Source organism: Methylobacterium sp. SyP6R, assembly GCF_019216885.1.
Classification (GTDB): Bacteria; Pseudomonadota; Alphaproteobacteria; order Rhizobiales; family Beijerinckiaceae; genus Methylobacterium.
Genome location: NZ_JAAQRC020000001.1, coordinates 2,432,650 through 2,446,660, shown reverse-complemented (window position 1 = coordinate 2,446,660; position 14,011 = coordinate 2,432,650). Strand labels below are relative to the sequence as shown.

Annotated in this window: 12 protein-coding genes; 6 read left to right on the top strand and 6 right to left on the bottom strand. The window is 71.2% G+C overall.

Annotated features, from left to right (window positions below):
* The first annotated feature begins 121 nt into the window (after nucleotides 1–121).
* Both HBB12_RS11315 and HBB12_RS11310 read left to right on the top strand, forming a co-directional pair.
* Nucleotides 122–1,291 (top strand): M20 aminoacylase family protein, encoded by a 1,170-nt coding sequence (locus HBB12_RS11315; RefSeq protein WP_236989424.1) that lies wholly within the window; start codon nucleotides 122–124, stop codon nucleotides 1,289–1,291.
* A gap of 146 nt (nucleotides 1,292–1,437) precedes the next feature.
* On the top strand, nucleotides 1,438–2,811 hold the full coding sequence (locus tag HBB12_RS11310; RefSeq protein WP_236989423.1) for a hypothetical protein: 1,374 nt from the start codon (nucleotides 1,438–1,440) through the stop codon (nucleotides 2,809–2,811).
* Nucleotides 2,812–2,832: 21 nt separating this feature from the next.
* Here the strand turns inward: HBB12_RS11310 and amaB are convergent, their stop codons facing one another.
* Both amaB and HBB12_RS11300 read right to left on the bottom strand, forming a co-directional pair.
* Entirely contained in the window at nucleotides 2,833–4,362 is a 1,530-nt protein-coding gene (gene amaB, locus HBB12_RS11305) for an L-piperidine-6-carboxylate dehydrogenase (RefSeq protein ID WP_236989422.1), read from the bottom strand.
* 109 nt (nucleotides 4,363–4,471) lie between these two features.
* Nucleotides 4,472–5,506 (bottom strand): aspartate-semialdehyde dehydrogenase, encoded by a 1,035-nt coding sequence (locus tag HBB12_RS11300; protein ID WP_236989421.1) that lies wholly within the window; start codon nucleotides 5,504–5,506, stop codon nucleotides 4,472–4,474.
* A 428-nt stretch (nucleotides 5,507–5,934) separates the two neighbouring features.
* On the opposite strand from HBB12_RS11300, the gene HBB12_RS11295 reads away from it, so the two are divergent.
* Nucleotides 5,935–6,825 carry a hypothetical protein gene (locus HBB12_RS11295; protein ID WP_236989420.1) on the top strand — a complete coding sequence of 297 codons (891 nt, stop codon included), beginning with the start codon at nucleotides 5,935–5,937 and terminating at the stop codon, nucleotides 6,823–6,825.
* Between the two features lie 97 nt (nucleotides 6,826–6,922).
* A complete protein-coding gene (locus tag HBB12_RS11290; RefSeq protein WP_236989419.1) occupies nucleotides 6,923–7,336 on the top strand; it encodes a hypothetical protein in 414 nt (137 codons plus the stop codon).
* 116 nt (nucleotides 7,337–7,452) lie between these two features.
* Here the strand turns inward: HBB12_RS11290 and serA are convergent, their stop codons facing one another.
* On the bottom strand, nucleotides 7,453–8,700 hold the full coding sequence (gene serA, locus HBB12_RS11285) for a phosphoglycerate dehydrogenase (protein ID WP_236989418.1): 1,248 nt from the start codon (nucleotides 8,698–8,700) through the stop codon (nucleotides 7,453–7,455).
* A gap of 263 nt (nucleotides 8,701–8,963) precedes the next feature.
* Here serA and HBB12_RS11280 point away from each other — a divergent pair, with 263 nt between their 5' ends.
* Complete coding sequence (locus HBB12_RS11280) at nucleotides 8,964–9,560, top strand: SCO family protein (protein ID WP_236989417.1); 597 nt, start codon at nucleotides 8,964–8,966, stop codon at nucleotides 9,558–9,560.
* A 4-nt stretch (nucleotides 9,561–9,564) separates the two neighbouring features.
* On the opposite strand, the gene HBB12_RS11275 is transcribed toward HBB12_RS11280, so the two are convergent.
* Nucleotides 9,565–11,433, bottom strand: coding sequence for a glycosyltransferase family 2 protein (locus HBB12_RS11275; protein WP_236989416.1), 1,869 nt, complete (start codon nucleotides 11,431–11,433; stop codon nucleotides 9,565–9,567).
* A 169-nt stretch (nucleotides 11,434–11,602) separates the two neighbouring features.
* Between HBB12_RS11275 and HBB12_RS11270 the strand changes: the two genes are divergently transcribed.
* A complete protein-coding gene (locus HBB12_RS11270; protein WP_442919355.1) occupies nucleotides 11,603–12,400 on the top strand; it encodes a transporter substrate-binding domain-containing protein in 798 nt (265 codons plus the stop codon).
* Nucleotides 12,401–12,410: 10 nt separating this feature from the next.
* Here the strand turns inward: HBB12_RS11270 and HBB12_RS11265 are convergent, their stop codons facing one another.
* Both HBB12_RS11265 and HBB12_RS11260 read right to left on the bottom strand, forming a co-directional pair.
* Nucleotides 12,411–13,199: an SDR family NAD(P)-dependent oxidoreductase gene (locus HBB12_RS11265; RefSeq protein WP_236989414.1), complete on the bottom strand. Its 789-nt coding sequence runs from the start codon at nucleotides 13,197–13,199 to the stop codon at nucleotides 12,411–12,413.
* A gap of 10 nt (nucleotides 13,200–13,209) precedes the next feature.
* On the bottom strand, nucleotides 13,210–13,992 hold the full coding sequence (locus tag HBB12_RS11260; protein ID WP_236989413.1) for an SDR family NAD(P)-dependent oxidoreductase: 783 nt from the start codon (nucleotides 13,990–13,992) through the stop codon (nucleotides 13,210–13,212).
* Nucleotides 13,993–14,011 lie beyond the last annotated feature (19 nt).

The window sequence follows — 14,011 nt, the reverse complement described above, 5'->3', positions numbered from 1 at the left end:
CGCCATGCGCCCGGCGCCGGATCCGCGACATTCGCGAGTCGCGCGAGGGAGTTGACCGCGGACCGGTCTGCCTGTTGCATCCTGCGCGTCCGTTCCCGCCCCACCATGAGCGTATTGTCACATGCCCGTCATCAACCGCGTCGCCGCCCTCTCCGACGAGATCACGGCCTGGCGCCGCGACTTCCACCAGCATCCCGAATTGCTGTTCGCCCTCGACCGCACCTCCGGCCTGGTGGCCGAGCGGCTGCGGGCCTTCGGCTGCGACGAGGTGGTGACCGGACTGGGGAAAACCGGCGTCGTCGGGGTGATCCGCGGCCGCGACACCGGCTCGGGCAAGGTCGTGGCCTTGCGCGCCGACATGGATGCCCTGCCGATCGAGGAGACGAGCGGCGTTCCCCACCGCTCGACGGTGCCGGGCAAGATGCACGCCTGCGGCCATGACGGGCACACGGCGATGCTGCTCGGTGCCGCCAAGTACCTGGCCGAGACCCGCAACTTCGACGGCACGGCGATCGTCATCTTCCAGCCGGCCGAGGAGGGCGGCGGCGGTGCCGACGTGATGCTGAAGGACGGCCTGATGGAGCGCTTCGGCATCCAGGAGGTCTACGGCCTGCACAACATGCCGGGCCTGCCGCTGGGCAGCTTCGCGATCCGCCCCGGCGCGATCATGGCGGCGGCCGACCGGATCACCATCACGGTCAACGGCAAGGGCGGCCACGCGGCGGCGCCGCACAACTGCATCGATCCGGTGCTGGTCGCCTCCCACATCGTCACCGCCCTGCAATCGATCACCTCGCGGACGATCGACCCGATCGAGTCGGCGGTGATCTCGATCACCCAGGTGAAGGCCGGTGACGCCTTCAACGTGATCCCGGAATTCGCGATCCTCAACGGCACGGTGCGCACCCTCTCCGAGAGCGTCCGCGACCTGTGCGAGGCGCGCATCGCGCAGGTGGCCTCGAACGTCGCCGCCGCCTTCGGGGCGACGGCGACCGCCGATTACGGCCGCGGCTACCCGGTGACCGCCAACGATCCGGGCCGGTCGAGCTTCATGGCCGACGTCGCGGCGGAAGTCTCGGGCGAGGGCGCGGTGGAGCGCGCGGTGCAGCCGATGATGGGCGCGGAGGATTTCTCCTACATGCTGAACGCCCGGCCCGGCGCCTACATCTTCCTCGGCACCGGTCCGGGTGCGGGCCTGCACCACCCGGCCTACGACTTCAACGACCAGGCCGCGCCCTACGGCGTGTCGCTGTTCGCCCGGGTGATCGAGCGGGCGATGCCGGCGGCGTGAGAGGGGGTGCGCCGCCGGATCGCCCGGTCCGGCGGCGCGCGCTCGGTCGGGGCCTGCTCATCGGCCTTCGCCCGGGTCTCGCGTGGCACCATATGACGGCAGGCACGACGGCTCGGCGCCGTTGCCGCGAGCATCCCGGGAGCCCGATGACCCGCCTGACGTCCATCCTCGTCCTGTCCGCCACCCTCGTCTCGCCGCTCGCCTCCGCGCTCGCCCAGGGCGTGTCCCGGGCCCCGCACCGGGGCGGCGTGGATCTGGCCCAGCTCGATATCGGGCCGGCTCCCGGCCGCGATGCGGGAGCCGCCGCCAGGGCCGGCGCGACGGCCGCGGGCGCCTGCGACACCGGCGCCTGGACCGGCTACGTCGACGGCACCTCGTCGCCGCAGCAGAGCTGCTACACGACGAAGGCGTCCCCGAGGATCGAAATCCCCTTCGCGGCCAGCGTCGGCATCGGTCCGGAGAACATGGCCGATCCGTTGCCTCCCCCGGGGGATCGGACCTACATCCAGCTCGCCCAGCAGCTCATCCAGGCGCGGACGACGCAGGGCAACATGCGTCAGGAATCCGGGCTCGTCGTCAATTTCGAGAGCATGACGGGCGCCGGACCGCAGACCAACCACGGCCAGAAGGTGGCGCTCTACGTGCCCACCATCGTGCGGCCGGGCGGCGGCAACACCTGGGCGTTCAATCCGGCGCTCACCATCATGGCCAATACGGGGGTGCAGTCCCACTACAACACCGAGATCGACATGACGAACTTCAACGGGCCGTACCTGCCCGGCGGCAAGCTCGGCAATGCGGCCTCGGTGTTCCGCACCTTCCTGGGCTTTCCGATCACCGCCGCCGAATTGTGGTCGGGCGAGGCACCTGCGCCCTCCACGGTCACCGCGACCACCCGGGCGGGCAGCCCGAGCATCACGTTCTCGGGCAAGCTCCATGTCGGCGACCGCCTCAGCGGTCCCGGCCTCGCCGGCCTCGCGACGGTCGCGGCGATCGGCGGCGACCCGGCGGCGGTCAATCAGTCCTCCGGTACCGCGACGCTCAACCAGCCCGCGACAGCGACCGGATCCAAGGTGACCCTGACGCGCGAGACCTACAACATGATCAACGGGCACCTCTATCAGGGCGCCCACCTGATCCGCGACAATACGTTCTATGACGGGACGAGCGCGATCACGAGCGTCAACATCGCCGGGTCGCATTTCAGCGGGGTCAATACCAGCCAGGGCACCATGCCTTACGCGCTCATCGCCGGTGCAGGGCAGAACCTCTGCCTCAACAGCCTCGACGGCTGCCTGTCCTATGCCGATGGGGCGCTCCGCTACGTACAGGGTGGGGCGGCCGCCCTCACCGCAACCCCAGCACGGGTGACCGCGAACGGCCTCCTCAATTCGCCCCTCGCGACGCCGGCTTCGTCCAAGGCCCCGTGCCAGGCCGGCGACTGGGCCCACGACGCCGATTTCGTCTATACCTGCGTCGCCGCCAATACCTGGAAACGCGCCGCCCTCTCGTCGTGGTGAGCGGGCGGCGCTTGGTGCGCCCTACACCTCGAACGTCACGCCCTGCGCCAGCGGCAGGGTCTTGCCGTAATTGATGGTATTGGTGGCGCGCCGCATATAGGCCTTCCACGAATCCGAGCCCGCCTCGCGGCCGCCGCCGGTCTCCTTCTCGCCGCCGAAGGCGCCGCCGATCTCGGCGCCCGACGGGCCGATATTGACGTTGGCGATGCCGCAATCGGAGCCCGAGGCCGACAGGAAGGTCTCGGCCTCCGACAGGTCCTTGGTGAAGATCGACGAGGACAGGCCGGCCGCGACCGCGTTCTGGGCGAGGATCGCCTCCTCCAGATCGCGGTAGCGGGTCACGTAGAGGATCGGTGCGAAGGTCTCGCGGCGCATCGGGCCGGCTTGCTCGGGCATCTCGACGAGGGCCGGTCGGACATAGGCCGCCGCCTCGCCGCGGATGTCGCGCAGGCGCTCGCCGCCATGGACCGTGCCGCCGATGGCGCGTGCCTCGTCGAGGGCGCGGGCCATGGCGTCGGCCGCGGCCACGTCGATCAGCGGGCCGATCAGGGTGGCGGGATCGCGCGGATCGCCGATCCGCACCGAGCCGTAGGCGGCCTTCAGGCGCGGCACGAGCGCATCGTAGACGCTGTCGTGCACGAAGAGCCGCCGCAAGGTGGTGCAGCGCTGGCCGGCGGTGCCCATCGCCGCGAAGGCGATGGCGCGCAAAGCCAGGTCGAGATCGGCGGAAGGCGCCACGATAGCGGCGTTGTTGCCGCCGAGCTCCAGGATCGCCCGGGCGAAGCGGGCGGCGAGCTTCGGCGCCACCTGCCTTCCCATCGCGGTCGAGCCGGTGGCCGACACGAGAGCCACCCGCTGGTCATCGACCAGCCGCTCGCCGAGGTCCCGGCCGCCGATCAGGAGCCCGAGCAGGCCGTCGGGCGCGTCCGCACCGAAGCGCTTGACCGCCGTCATGGCGAGCGCATGGACGGCGAGGGCGGTGAGCGGAGTCTTCTCCGACGGCTTCCAGATCACCGGATCGCCGCAGACGAGGGCCAAAGCCGCGTTCCACGACCACACCGCCACGGGGAAGTTGAACGCGGAGATGACGCCGCAGACGCCGAGCGGGTGCCAGACCTCCATCATGCGGTGGTCCGGCCGCTCGGTGGCGATGGTGAGCCCGTGCAATTGCCGCGACAGGCCGACCGCGAAGTCGCAGATGTCGATCATCTCCTGGACCTCGCCGAGGCCCTCCGAGAGGATCTTGCCGGCCTCCAGGGTCACGAGCCGGCCGAGATCGTCCTTGTGGGCGCGCAGCTCCTCGGCCAGCAGCCGCACCAGCTCGCCGCGGCGCGGGCCGGGTACACGGCGCCAGGCAAGGAAGGCCTGGGCCGCATTCGCCATCACCGCCTCGGCCTCGTCGGAGGTGGTCTCGCGGACCGTCGCCACCACGCCGCCATCGACCGGCGAGCGCGCCGGGAGGCCCTTCTCTGCGAAGGCCGCGGCCGGGACGCCGAGGCGCTCCAGCAGCGCCAGGGTGTCGTCGCGGACGGACAGGATGGTGGGGGCCATGGGGCGTTCTCCCTTTCGACGAAAGACGGCCCGCCTCCTTGCGGGAGACGGGCCGGATAGAGGTCGTGACCTTACGGGATGCGCTCCCGCTTCACGGCAGAGGCGCGCTTCAAGCGGCCTTCTGCTTCGGCTGGATCAGCTTGCGGTTGATCAGCACCTCGGCGATCTGGACCGTGTTCAGCGCCGCGCCCTTGCGCAGGTTGTCCGACACGCACCAGAACGACAGGCCGTTCTCGACCGTGATGTCCTCGCGGATGCGCGAGATGTAGGTCGCGTCCTCGCCCGCCGCCTCGTGGGGGGTGATGTAGCCGCCGTTCTCGCGCTTGTCGTCGACCAGGATGCCGGGCGCCGAGCGCAGGATCTGGGTGGCTTCCTCGGCCGAGAGCGGGCGCTCGAACTCGACGTTCACCGCCTCGGAGTGGCCGATGAACACCGGCACGCGCACGCAGGTCGCCGTCAGCTTGATCTTGGGGTCGAGCATCTTCTTCGTCTCGGCCACCATCTTCCACTCTTCCTTGGTGGAGCCGTCCTCCATGAAGACGTCGATGTGCGGGATGACGTTGAAGGCGATGCGCTTGGTGAACTTCTGCATCTTGACCTCGCCGGCGGTGAACACCGCGCGGGTCTGGTTGAACAGCTCGTCCATCCCTTCCTTGCCGGCGCCGGAGACCGACTGGTAGGTCGCCACGACGACGCGCTTGATGGTGGCGGCCTCGTGCAGGGGCTTGAGGGCCACGACGAGCTGCGCGGTCGAGCAGTTCGGGTTGGCGATGATGTTCTTCTTGGTGAAGCCCACCACGGCGTCGGCATTCACCTCCGGCACGATCAGCGGCACGTCGGAATCGTAGCGGAAGGCCGACGAGTTATCGATGACGACGCAGCCTTGGCTGCCGATGCGGGGCGACCATTCCTTCGAGGTCTCGCCGCCGGCCGACATCAGGCAGATGTCGGTGTCGGAGAAGTCGTACTGGTCGAGGGCCTGGACCTTCAGGGTCTTGTCGCCGAAGGAGACCTCCTGGCCCAGGCTGCGGCGGGAGGCGAGCGCCACCACGGTATCGGCTGGGAAGGCGCGCTCGGCCAGGATGTCGAGCATCTCGCGGCCCACATTGCCGGTGGCTCCGACGACGGCAACCTTGTAACCCATCTCAATCGCTCCAGTTCGGACTTGACCCTCCCCGGACGATCTCAGGCGGGCTCTCGAGAGCCCGGCCTCCGTCCGCCACGGACGGGGAGGGATCCGAGGACGACGCGAGGCTTCAGCCGGCGGCGGTAATCGCCGTCGTGGCTTTGCGTTTCGTCGTGGTCGACACAGGCCGCATGGCGCGGTCAGTCCTCGGAAAAGGCGACACCCGAGATGGGGTGCGCGAGCGCGGGAAGCAACAGCCCGAACGCACCCGCCTGTCAAGCGCCGCGAGTGTGTGACGGCGACAGATTCCGCCTGCCGTCACCTGTTAGGGTTTTGGTGACTCTGCGGTCGCTCCGCCGGGGACAAGTCGGGGCGGGTCAACGAAATCGCTAAAATGCGAGGGGATCCTGGTTTCGCGATCACGCGCAACCGTAAGGAGCGATCCCGTGCGGCAGAGGCCGGACTTCGACGACGCCGCCCTGGCGCGGGCGGCGCACGCCCTCTCACGGGACATCGGCCCGGTCGAGCCGCTGATGCCGCGGCCGTTGCCCCGCGCGGTCCCGCGGCGCTCCTGGCACCGGCGCGTCGCCGGGCGGACGATCGGGGCCGCTTCGGTGATCGCGCTGCTCAGCGTGCTCGCCAGCGAACGGCGCCAGGCCGATCCTCAAGCCGACCCGCCGGTCGCCCGGGAGGCCGCCTTCGTGCCGCGCTACGCCGCCCCGGCTTTGGCGCCGCCGGTCTGGAACGAGGTCGCCGCCGACCGCTATCGCTTGGGCGAGGCGACCGGCAGCGCCCGGGTGCAGGCCGGCCTGCGCGAGGACATCCTGACCGCCGGCACCTTCGGGGTGCACGAGGCGCCGTTCCTGCGCCTCGTCGCCACCGAGACGTCCGAGCCGGACGGGGAGGGAAGCCTGTTCGTCGCCCTGGCCCGCCGGGCCGCGGAGGCCGGCGGCCTCTCGGTGGCGCGTACCGGGGAGCGCGGCCAGCTCGCGACGCGGTTCGGCACCCTCGACACCGTCGACGCGACCCTGGCCGATGCCGAGGGGCGGCGCGCCTGCACGGCGTTCCGGATCGGTGCGGCCCTGCGGCTCGAAGGCTGGCTCTGCGCCCCGCTCGGGCAATTGCCCGAGCCGCAGGCCGTGGCCTGCACGGTCGAGCGCCTCGGCGCCCAGCCGGGAGCCCGGCCGTCCGCGGCGGTGGCCGCGATGCTGGCCGAGCCCCGCTCGGCATCCTGCCCGCCGGAGGAGCCGGCCACCACCGCGGCGATGCCGACCCTGCGCAAAGCGGTTCGAAAGAATGCGGCGAGAGTGCGGCATTCGCGACCCGACCCGCCGTGATCGGGAACCTCGGCCGCATTCGCACGTCTCTTTCCACACAAGCGTCGTTTCTTAACGAGTGCGGCGCTACCCTGGCGACGATCAGCAAAGGTGCGGCATGCGCTTCCAGACTCTCGCCCTGACCGGGCTTCTCTCCCTCGCCACCCTGGGCGCCGGTACCGCTGCCTCTCAGGCGCAGGACAGCTACGTCATCCGCAGCTACAAGGATGGCCAGGGCCTCGCGATCCGCGTGCGTCCGCGCAGCTGGCTCGATGCCGGCAACGTGGTGGAGGCCAATTCGGGCGCGACCGGCAACCCGGCCACCAACCCGCACTTCATCACCGCGTCCTACCTGAACTCGCCGCCCTACATCGCCAACCGCGAGCGTTTCGGCGGTGCCGGCATCCTGCCCGACCCGATCACCAACGGCCCGTTCATCGGCGCCCGCCGCAGCGCCGTCACGGTCGACCTGTCGGCGGTCGACTATCTCGACCCGACCTCGCCGCTCTCGCGGGCGCGCTACGGGTACTGAGACGACCGAACATCACCGGATGTGCGACGGGCCCCGAGAGGGGCCCGTTTGCGTTCGTGGCCCTCTCGGCTCTTCCGTCGGCTGCCGGGGCCCGTCGCCGATCCCCGGCACAGGTGTCAGCGGCGCTCGTACAGCAGCCGCGCCCGGATCGTGCCGTCGATGGAGCGCAGCTCCTCGAGCAGGGCGTCCGGGTCGACGTCGGTCGTGTCGGTCTCGACCACGACGTAACCGACCTCGCCGTCGGTCTGGTAGAACTGCGCCGCGATGTTGATCTGCTTGCGGGCGAAGGTCTCGTTGAGGCGTCCGAGCATGCCCGGCAGGTTGCGCTGCACGTGGATGAAGCGCAGGCCGGTCGGCCGGGCCGGCAGCTGCACCTGCGGAAAGTTCACCGCGCCGACCGTCGAGCCGATATCCGAGTAATCGACGAGCTTGCGCGCCACCTCGGCGCCGATGCGCTCCTGCGCCTCCTCGGTCGAGCCGCCGATATGCGGGGTCAGGATGACGTTCTCGAGCCCCTGGAGCGGCGAGACGAAGCGATCCTGGTTCGATTTCGGCTCGACCGGGAACACGTCGACGGCCGCACCCCGCAGGTGGCCGTCCTTCAGGGCGGAGGCCAGGGCTTCGAGATCGACCACCGTGCCGCGGGAATTGTTGATGAGGTACGCGCCGGGCTTCATCGCCCGGATCTCGGCCTCGCCGATCATGTTGTGGGTCGAGGCGTTCTCGGGCACGTGCAGCGAGACCACGTCGCTCTGGCTCAAGAGCGCGTTCAGGCTCTCGACCGGCTCGGTGTTGCCGTGGCGCAGGCGGTCGGTGAGATCGTGGAAGATCACCCGCATGCCCATCGCCTCGGCGAGGTTCGAGAGCTGCGAGCCGATATTGCCGTAGCCGACGATGCCGAGCGTCTTGCCGCGGACCTCGAACGAGCCGTTGGCCGACTTGTCCCAGCCGCCGACATGGGCCGAGACCGAGCGCGGCACGATGCGCCGCAGCAGCATCACGATCTCGCCGATGACCAGCTCGGCCACCGAGCGGGTGTTGGAGAACGGCGCGTTGAAGACCGGGATGCCGCGCCGGCGCGCCGCGTCGAGATCGACCTGGTTGGTGCCGACCGAGAAGCAACCGACGGCCATCAGCCGGTCGGCGGCTTCGAAAGCGGCCTCGTCGAGCTGGGTGCGCGAGCGGATGCCGACGATGTGGACGCCCTTCAGCGCCTGGTGCAGGTCGGCCGGATCGAGGGCCTTGGCCAGCCGCGTGACGGTGACGTAGCCGGATGCCTCGAGCAGCGCCACCGCGCTGTCGTTGATGCCTTCGAGCAGCAGGACGCGAATCTTGTCCTTGGGCAGTGAGAGCTTGTCGGCCATTGGCGGTTCTTCTTGGAAACGGGAGGCGGAGACCGCAGGGAGGTGCGGGACCGGTCGCCGCGACCGATAGGAGAGCCCGCGACGCAACGCAACATGGGGCTCGGTTACCTCACGCCTGCTCACGCGCAGGGCAGTGCTGCGCCTGCTGCGCGGGCAATCCGCTCTGCATCTCCAGTAGGGCGACCGCGTGCCCCCTTGCGGGCAGAGGCGGGCGGTGCTCCACCGGCCTCCGACCGTTACGGGAAGCCAGGAAGACCCCGCCGATGCCCCTCACGCCCCGGATGCGCCGCGCCGCGATCCCGCTCCTCGTCTTCGTTCTCGGCCTCGCGGTGCTGGGCTTTGCCGCCAGCCTGATGCTCGGCCGGCCCGTCGCCACCGGCGTCAGCGCGGTCGGCGGGCCGTTCACCCTGGTGGACCAGGACGGCCGCACGGTCACCGACCGGGACTTTTCCGGCAAGCCGCACCTGGTGTTCTTCGGCTTCACGCATTGCCCGGACATCTGCCCGACCACCCTGCAGCAGATCTCCGACGTGCTGGCGGCGCTCGGGCCGAAGGGGAACGACGTGAAGGCGCTGTTCGTCACCGTCGACCCCGAGCGCGACGACCCGAAGGCGCTGAAGGACTACCTGTCGAGCTTCGATCCCCGCATCGTCGGGCTCACCGGCTCGCCCGAGGCGGTCGCCGCCACCGTGAAGGCCTACCGGGCCTATAGCCGCAAGGTGCCGCTGAAGGAGGGCGACTACACGATGGAGCACACCGCGCTCGTCTACATCATGGATGGACGCGGCCACTTCGTGGGCTCACTCAACCTGATGCGCCCGGCCAAGGACGCCGCCGCCGAGGTGGCGCGCCAGCTCTGACCGTTCAGCTCCTCCGCCGCATCGCGCCCGTGCGCGAGGTGGCGGAGAGGCCGTGCTCGGTCTTGTTCCAGCGATGGGGCGCGAGCAGCAATTCGATGAGGCCGAGCCAGGCGGCGACGCTGACGAGGCCGTAATAGACCGGCAGCATCAGCACCCAGGGGGCGAGGCTCCACCAGCCCCGCCGCAACCCGCCGGCGAGCGCCGGCAGCCACATCGCCGCGAGGCCGGCGGCGAAGACGGTCAGGCCCGTCGCCGTCACCAGGTTGGCGAGGAGGTCGGGACCTGCCGGCAGCGGGCCGGCGGCGAGGGTCCAGGCCGCCAGCCCGATCCCGAACGGGTAGGCCAGGGCCGAGACGACCGTGCCGGGCACCATCGCCACCGCGCAGAGCAGGCCCAGCGGCCCGAGGCGCCGCCAGGCCCGGATGGGGTGCCGGCTATGGGTGATGGTGGTCTGGACGAAGCCCTTCATCCAGCGGGTGCGCTGGCGCAGCCAGGGCCGGACCCGCGCGGGCGCCTCCTCCAGGGTCGCGAGCGGCAGGTCGCCGACCCGGTAGCCGGCGAGCGACAGGCGCAGGCCCAGATCGGCATCCTCGGTGACGTTCCAGGCGTCCCAGCCGTGCAGCTCGCGCAAGACCTGCGTGCGGAAATGCGTCGTCGTCCCGCCGAGCGGCACCGGCAGGTGCGCCGCCGTCAGCAGCGGCAGCAGCACGTCGAACAAAGCCGCATATTCGAGGGTGAAGCAGCGGGTAAGCCAGGAATCCTCGGTGTTGTCGATCACCAGCCGGCCCTGCAGGCAGGCGAGCCGGTCCGGGCCGGCGCGGAACAGGGCGGCGGCCGCCTTCAGCTGGCGCGGATCCGGCACGTCCTCGGCGTCGTAGACCACGAGGTGCTCGCCGCGGGCGAGCGGCAGGGCGACGTTGAGGGCCCGCGGCTTGGTGCGCGGCAGGCCGGGCGGCGCCGTGACCACCTCGAACCGGGCCGGCAGCGGCAGGGCGGCCAAAGCCGCCGCGGTGGCCGTGTCGTCGGCCTCGATCACGAATTTCACGTCGAGCTTGGAGGCCGGGTAGTCGAGGCGGGCGAGCGCGCGCACCAGGCGCGGCACCACCTTCGTCTCGCGGTAGAGCGCCACCAGCACGGTGTAGACCGGCAGTTCCGCATCCGGCAGGGGGCCTAAATCGGAGGCCAAGTCGGGGGCCAAGTCGGATCCCAAGTCGGGCAGGGCTGCCGGCCGCAGCAGCGGGGCGGCGAGGCGGAAGACGATCACCGCCAGGACCGCGAGGTTGAGGAGGACCAGAAGGGCGAGCTGCAGCCAAGGCGACGCTTCGACCAGCAGCAGGGCCGCCGCGACCCCGAGCAGCAGCACGAGAACCTGCGCCGGATGCAGCCCCGGGCGATAGGCCCAGTCGGGCGCGCGCACCTCCAGCGCCTCGGCGGCCCGTGCGGCGGCGCGGGGCCCGGCGGTGGCGAGCACGGCGCCGGCGAGCGCCGCCGGCGTGGTGAAGACGGCGCCGGGCGGCGCACCGGCCGAGAGGAGCGCCGCGACCGCCCCGGGCGGCGGGGCCAGAAAGACCTCTCCCGCAGCGCCGACGGCGGCACCGAGACGGATGTCGTCGGGAAACCGCGCCGCGGGATGCAGGACGAGGCCGGTGCCGCGGAACGGCCGGCCGAGCGCCCGGGCGAGGGCGGCGTAATAATCGGCCTCGCTCATCAGTCCCGCGCGCAGCAGGGCTGCGGCCGGCTCCGTGCCCTCCCGGCGCGCCAGGAGGGCGGCATCACGGACGAGCCCGAGGTCGACCCCCTGGCCGAGCAGGAAGGCGAGCTCGCCGGGCAGGACGAGGGCTGCACCCTGCGGAGACCGGACCTCGACGAACATCGCAAGTGCCCTCGACGAGGCCGGCTCCCACCGGCGGAGGTTCGTGGTAGGAGAGCCTATGGCCCGTACCGTCTCCGCGACAGCGTCGCGCTCCTCCGCCCGCGAATTCCTTGCGAATGTGGCGCGAGTGCCGCAGCGTCAGATGCAAGGCCTGATTGCCGCCGTGCTGATGCTCGCCGCGGTACCGGCGGCCGCCGCCGAGGCGGTGATGATCCCGAATTTCTGGAACCCCCGCGCCCGGCTGGAGCGGCCCGAGCCGCCGCAGACCACGAGGCCGATCCGCTTCCTCACCGACGACGAGTACCCGCCGCTGCACTTCGCCGGGCCGGACGGCAACCCGACCGGCTTTGCGGTGGAACTGGCCCGGGCGGCCTGCGAGAAGCTCGGCCTGACCTGCACCGTGCAGGTGCGCCGCTTCGACACGCTGCTCGACGCGCTCCAGGCCAACCAGGGCGACGTGGTGGCCGCCGCGATCCCGCTCACCGCGGCGCTCAGGGCCGACCACCGGGCGACTCGGCCGTATTTCCGCTGGCCGGCCCGGTTCGCGGTGCGGGGCGACAAGAGCCTGCCGGCCCCCGACACGAAGGTGGTGTCCGAGCATCCCGTCGGCGTGGTCTCGGGCACCGCGCACGAAGCGTATCTCCGCACCTTCTTCCACGCGACGCCGAAGACCTATCCGGATCTCGGCACCGCCGAGGCGGCCCTGCGCCGGGGCGAGATCGAGTACCTGTTCGGCGACGGGTTGGCGCTCGCCCTGTGGATCGGCGGCACCGAGGCGGCGGGGTGCTGCGCCTTCTCGGGCGGCGACTACCTGGAGAACCGCTATTTCGGCGAGGGCATCGGCTTCGTCACCCGCAAGGAGGACGAGGCCCTGGCCCGCGCCCTCGACGACGCGCTCCAGCGCCTGTGGGACGAGGGGAAGTATGCCGAATTGTACCTGCGGTTCTTTCCTGTCGGCCCGTTCTGAGCGGGTGCCGTCATGCCTTCCGCGGCACGAAGGGATGCGTGCTCGACAACCCGCCATCGACGCTGAGCGCCTGGCCGTTGACGTAGGAGGCCTCCTCGCTCGCCAGGAACAGGGCCGCGGCGGCGATCTCCTCAGGCAGGCCCGCCCGGCGCTGCGGATTGAGCTGGCCGATGCGGTCCTCCTTGCCCTTGGCGCGGGCCGCGGCGAACAGGCCCGCCGTCATGCCGGTCTCGATCAGGCCGGGGCAGACGGCGTTGATCCGCAAGCCCGTCCCCGCGAAGGCGTCGGCGGCGGTCTGGACGAGGCTGATCACCCCGGCCTTGCTGGCGCTGTAGGCCGCCCCCGCCGCGTTGGCGCGAAGTCCCGCCACCGAGGCGGTGCAGACGATCGAACCCCCGCCGTGGCGCAGGAGCAGCGGAGCCCCGTGCTTGATCGCCAGGAAGGCGCCGATCAGGTTGACCCGCAGCACCTCCTCCCACAGCTCCACGCTCTGCTCGGTGAACGGCACGGTGCCGCCGCCGATCCCCGCATTGGCATGGATCGCGTCGAGCCGGCCGAATTCGCGGGCGGTGGCGGCGAGGAAGCCGGTCACGTCGGCCTCGCGGCCGGCATCCGCCGTCAACGCCAGGGCCCGGCCGCCCTCCGCCGCGACGAGCGCCGCGGTTTCCTCGGCGCCGGCGGCGTCGCGGTCGACCACCGCGACGGCCGCGCCCTCGCGGGCAAAGAGCAGGGACGAGGCGCGGCCGATGCCGCTGCCGGCCCCGGTGACGAGGACGGCCTTGTCGGTGAATCGTGCCATCGCATCCTCCTCACGCGACCGTGTAGCCGCCGTCGATCACCAGCACCTGGCCGGTCTGGTAGGCGGACGCCCCGCTCATCAGGTAGACGGCGATCCCCCCGAAATCCTCCGGACGGCCGAAGCGGCGGGCGGGGATGCGCGGCAGGTTGAACGTGACGAACTTCTCGTTCGCCAGGAGGCCGGCGGTCATGTCGCTCTCGATCCAGCCCGGCAGGATCGCGTTCGCGGTCACCCCGTAGCGGGCGAGTTCGACCGCCAGCGCCCGCACCATCGCGTTGAGCGCCCCCTTGGTGGCGCCGTAATGCTCGTTGCGCGCGGCTCCGAGCAGCGAGGCGACGCTCGACGTGGCGACGAGCCGCCCGAAGGCGTCGCCCGTGCCCGCCCGCTCGGCCATGTGCCGGCCCGCGACCTGGAAGCTCGCCACCACTCCGTCGAGGTTGACCGCGAAGGTTCGGCGCCATTCCTCCGCGTCCCGCTCCAGGAACGAGCGCCGCCCGCCACCGGCCACGCCGGCATTGGCGAACATCCCGTCGACCCGGCCGAAGCGGGCGAGCGTGGCGTCGAAGGCGCGCTGCACCGCGTCCGGATCGGCGACGTCGCAGATCTCGGCCGCGACCGGGGCGCCGGTGGCTTCCAGGCGCGCGAGGGCGTGCCGGTTCTTTGCCGCGTCGCGACCCCAGATCGAGACCGCGCAGCCGGCCCCGGCCAGGGCCTCCGCCATGCCGAGGCCGATGCCGCCATTGCCGCCGGTGATCACCGCCACCCGGCCGGTGAGATCGAACAATCCCGCCATGGATCCTCCTCGGACCGCC

What these genes read in the sequence shown, in the direction of transcription:
- HBB12_RS11315 (WP_236989424.1), top strand. Translation starts at nt 122, where the DNA reads ATGCCCGTCATCAACCGCGTCGCCGCCCTCTCCGACGAGATCACGGCC.
- HBB12_RS11310 (WP_236989423.1), top strand. Translation starts at nt 1,438, where the DNA reads ATGACCCGCCTGACGTCCATCCTCGTCCTGTCCGCCACCCTCGTCTCG.
- amaB (WP_236989422.1), bottom strand. Translation starts at nt 4,362, where the DNA reads ATGGCCCCCACCATCCTGTCCGTCCGCGACGACACCCTGGCGCTGCTG.
- HBB12_RS11300 (WP_236989421.1), bottom strand. Translation starts at nt 5,506, where the DNA reads ATGGGTTACAAGGTTGCCGTCGTCGGAGCCACCGGCAATGTGGGCCGC.
- HBB12_RS11290 (WP_236989419.1), top strand. Translation starts at nt 6,923, where the DNA reads ATGCGCTTCCAGACTCTCGCCCTGACCGGGCTTCTCTCCCTCGCCACC.
- serA (WP_236989418.1), bottom strand. Translation starts at nt 8,700, where the DNA reads ATGGCCGACAAGCTCTCACTGCCCAAGGACAAGATTCGCGTCCTGCTG.
- HBB12_RS11280 (WP_236989417.1), top strand. Translation starts at nt 8,964, where the DNA reads ATGCCCCTCACGCCCCGGATGCGCCGCGCCGCGATCCCGCTCCTCGTC.
- HBB12_RS11275 (WP_236989416.1), bottom strand. Translation starts at nt 11,433, where the DNA reads ATGTTCGTCGAGGTCCGGTCTCCGCAGGGTGCAGCCCTCGTCCTGCCC.
- HBB12_RS11270 (WP_442919355.1), top strand. Translation starts at nt 11,603, where the DNA reads ATGCTCGCCGCGGTACCGGCGGCCGCCGCCGAGGCGGTGATGATCCCG.
- HBB12_RS11265 (WP_236989414.1), bottom strand. Translation starts at nt 13,199, where the DNA reads ATGGCACGATTCACCGACAAGGCCGTCCTCGTCACCGGGGCCGGCAGC.
- HBB12_RS11260 (WP_236989413.1), bottom strand. Translation starts at nt 13,992, where the DNA reads ATGGCGGGATTGTTCGATCTCACCGGCCGGGTGGCGGTGATCACCGGC.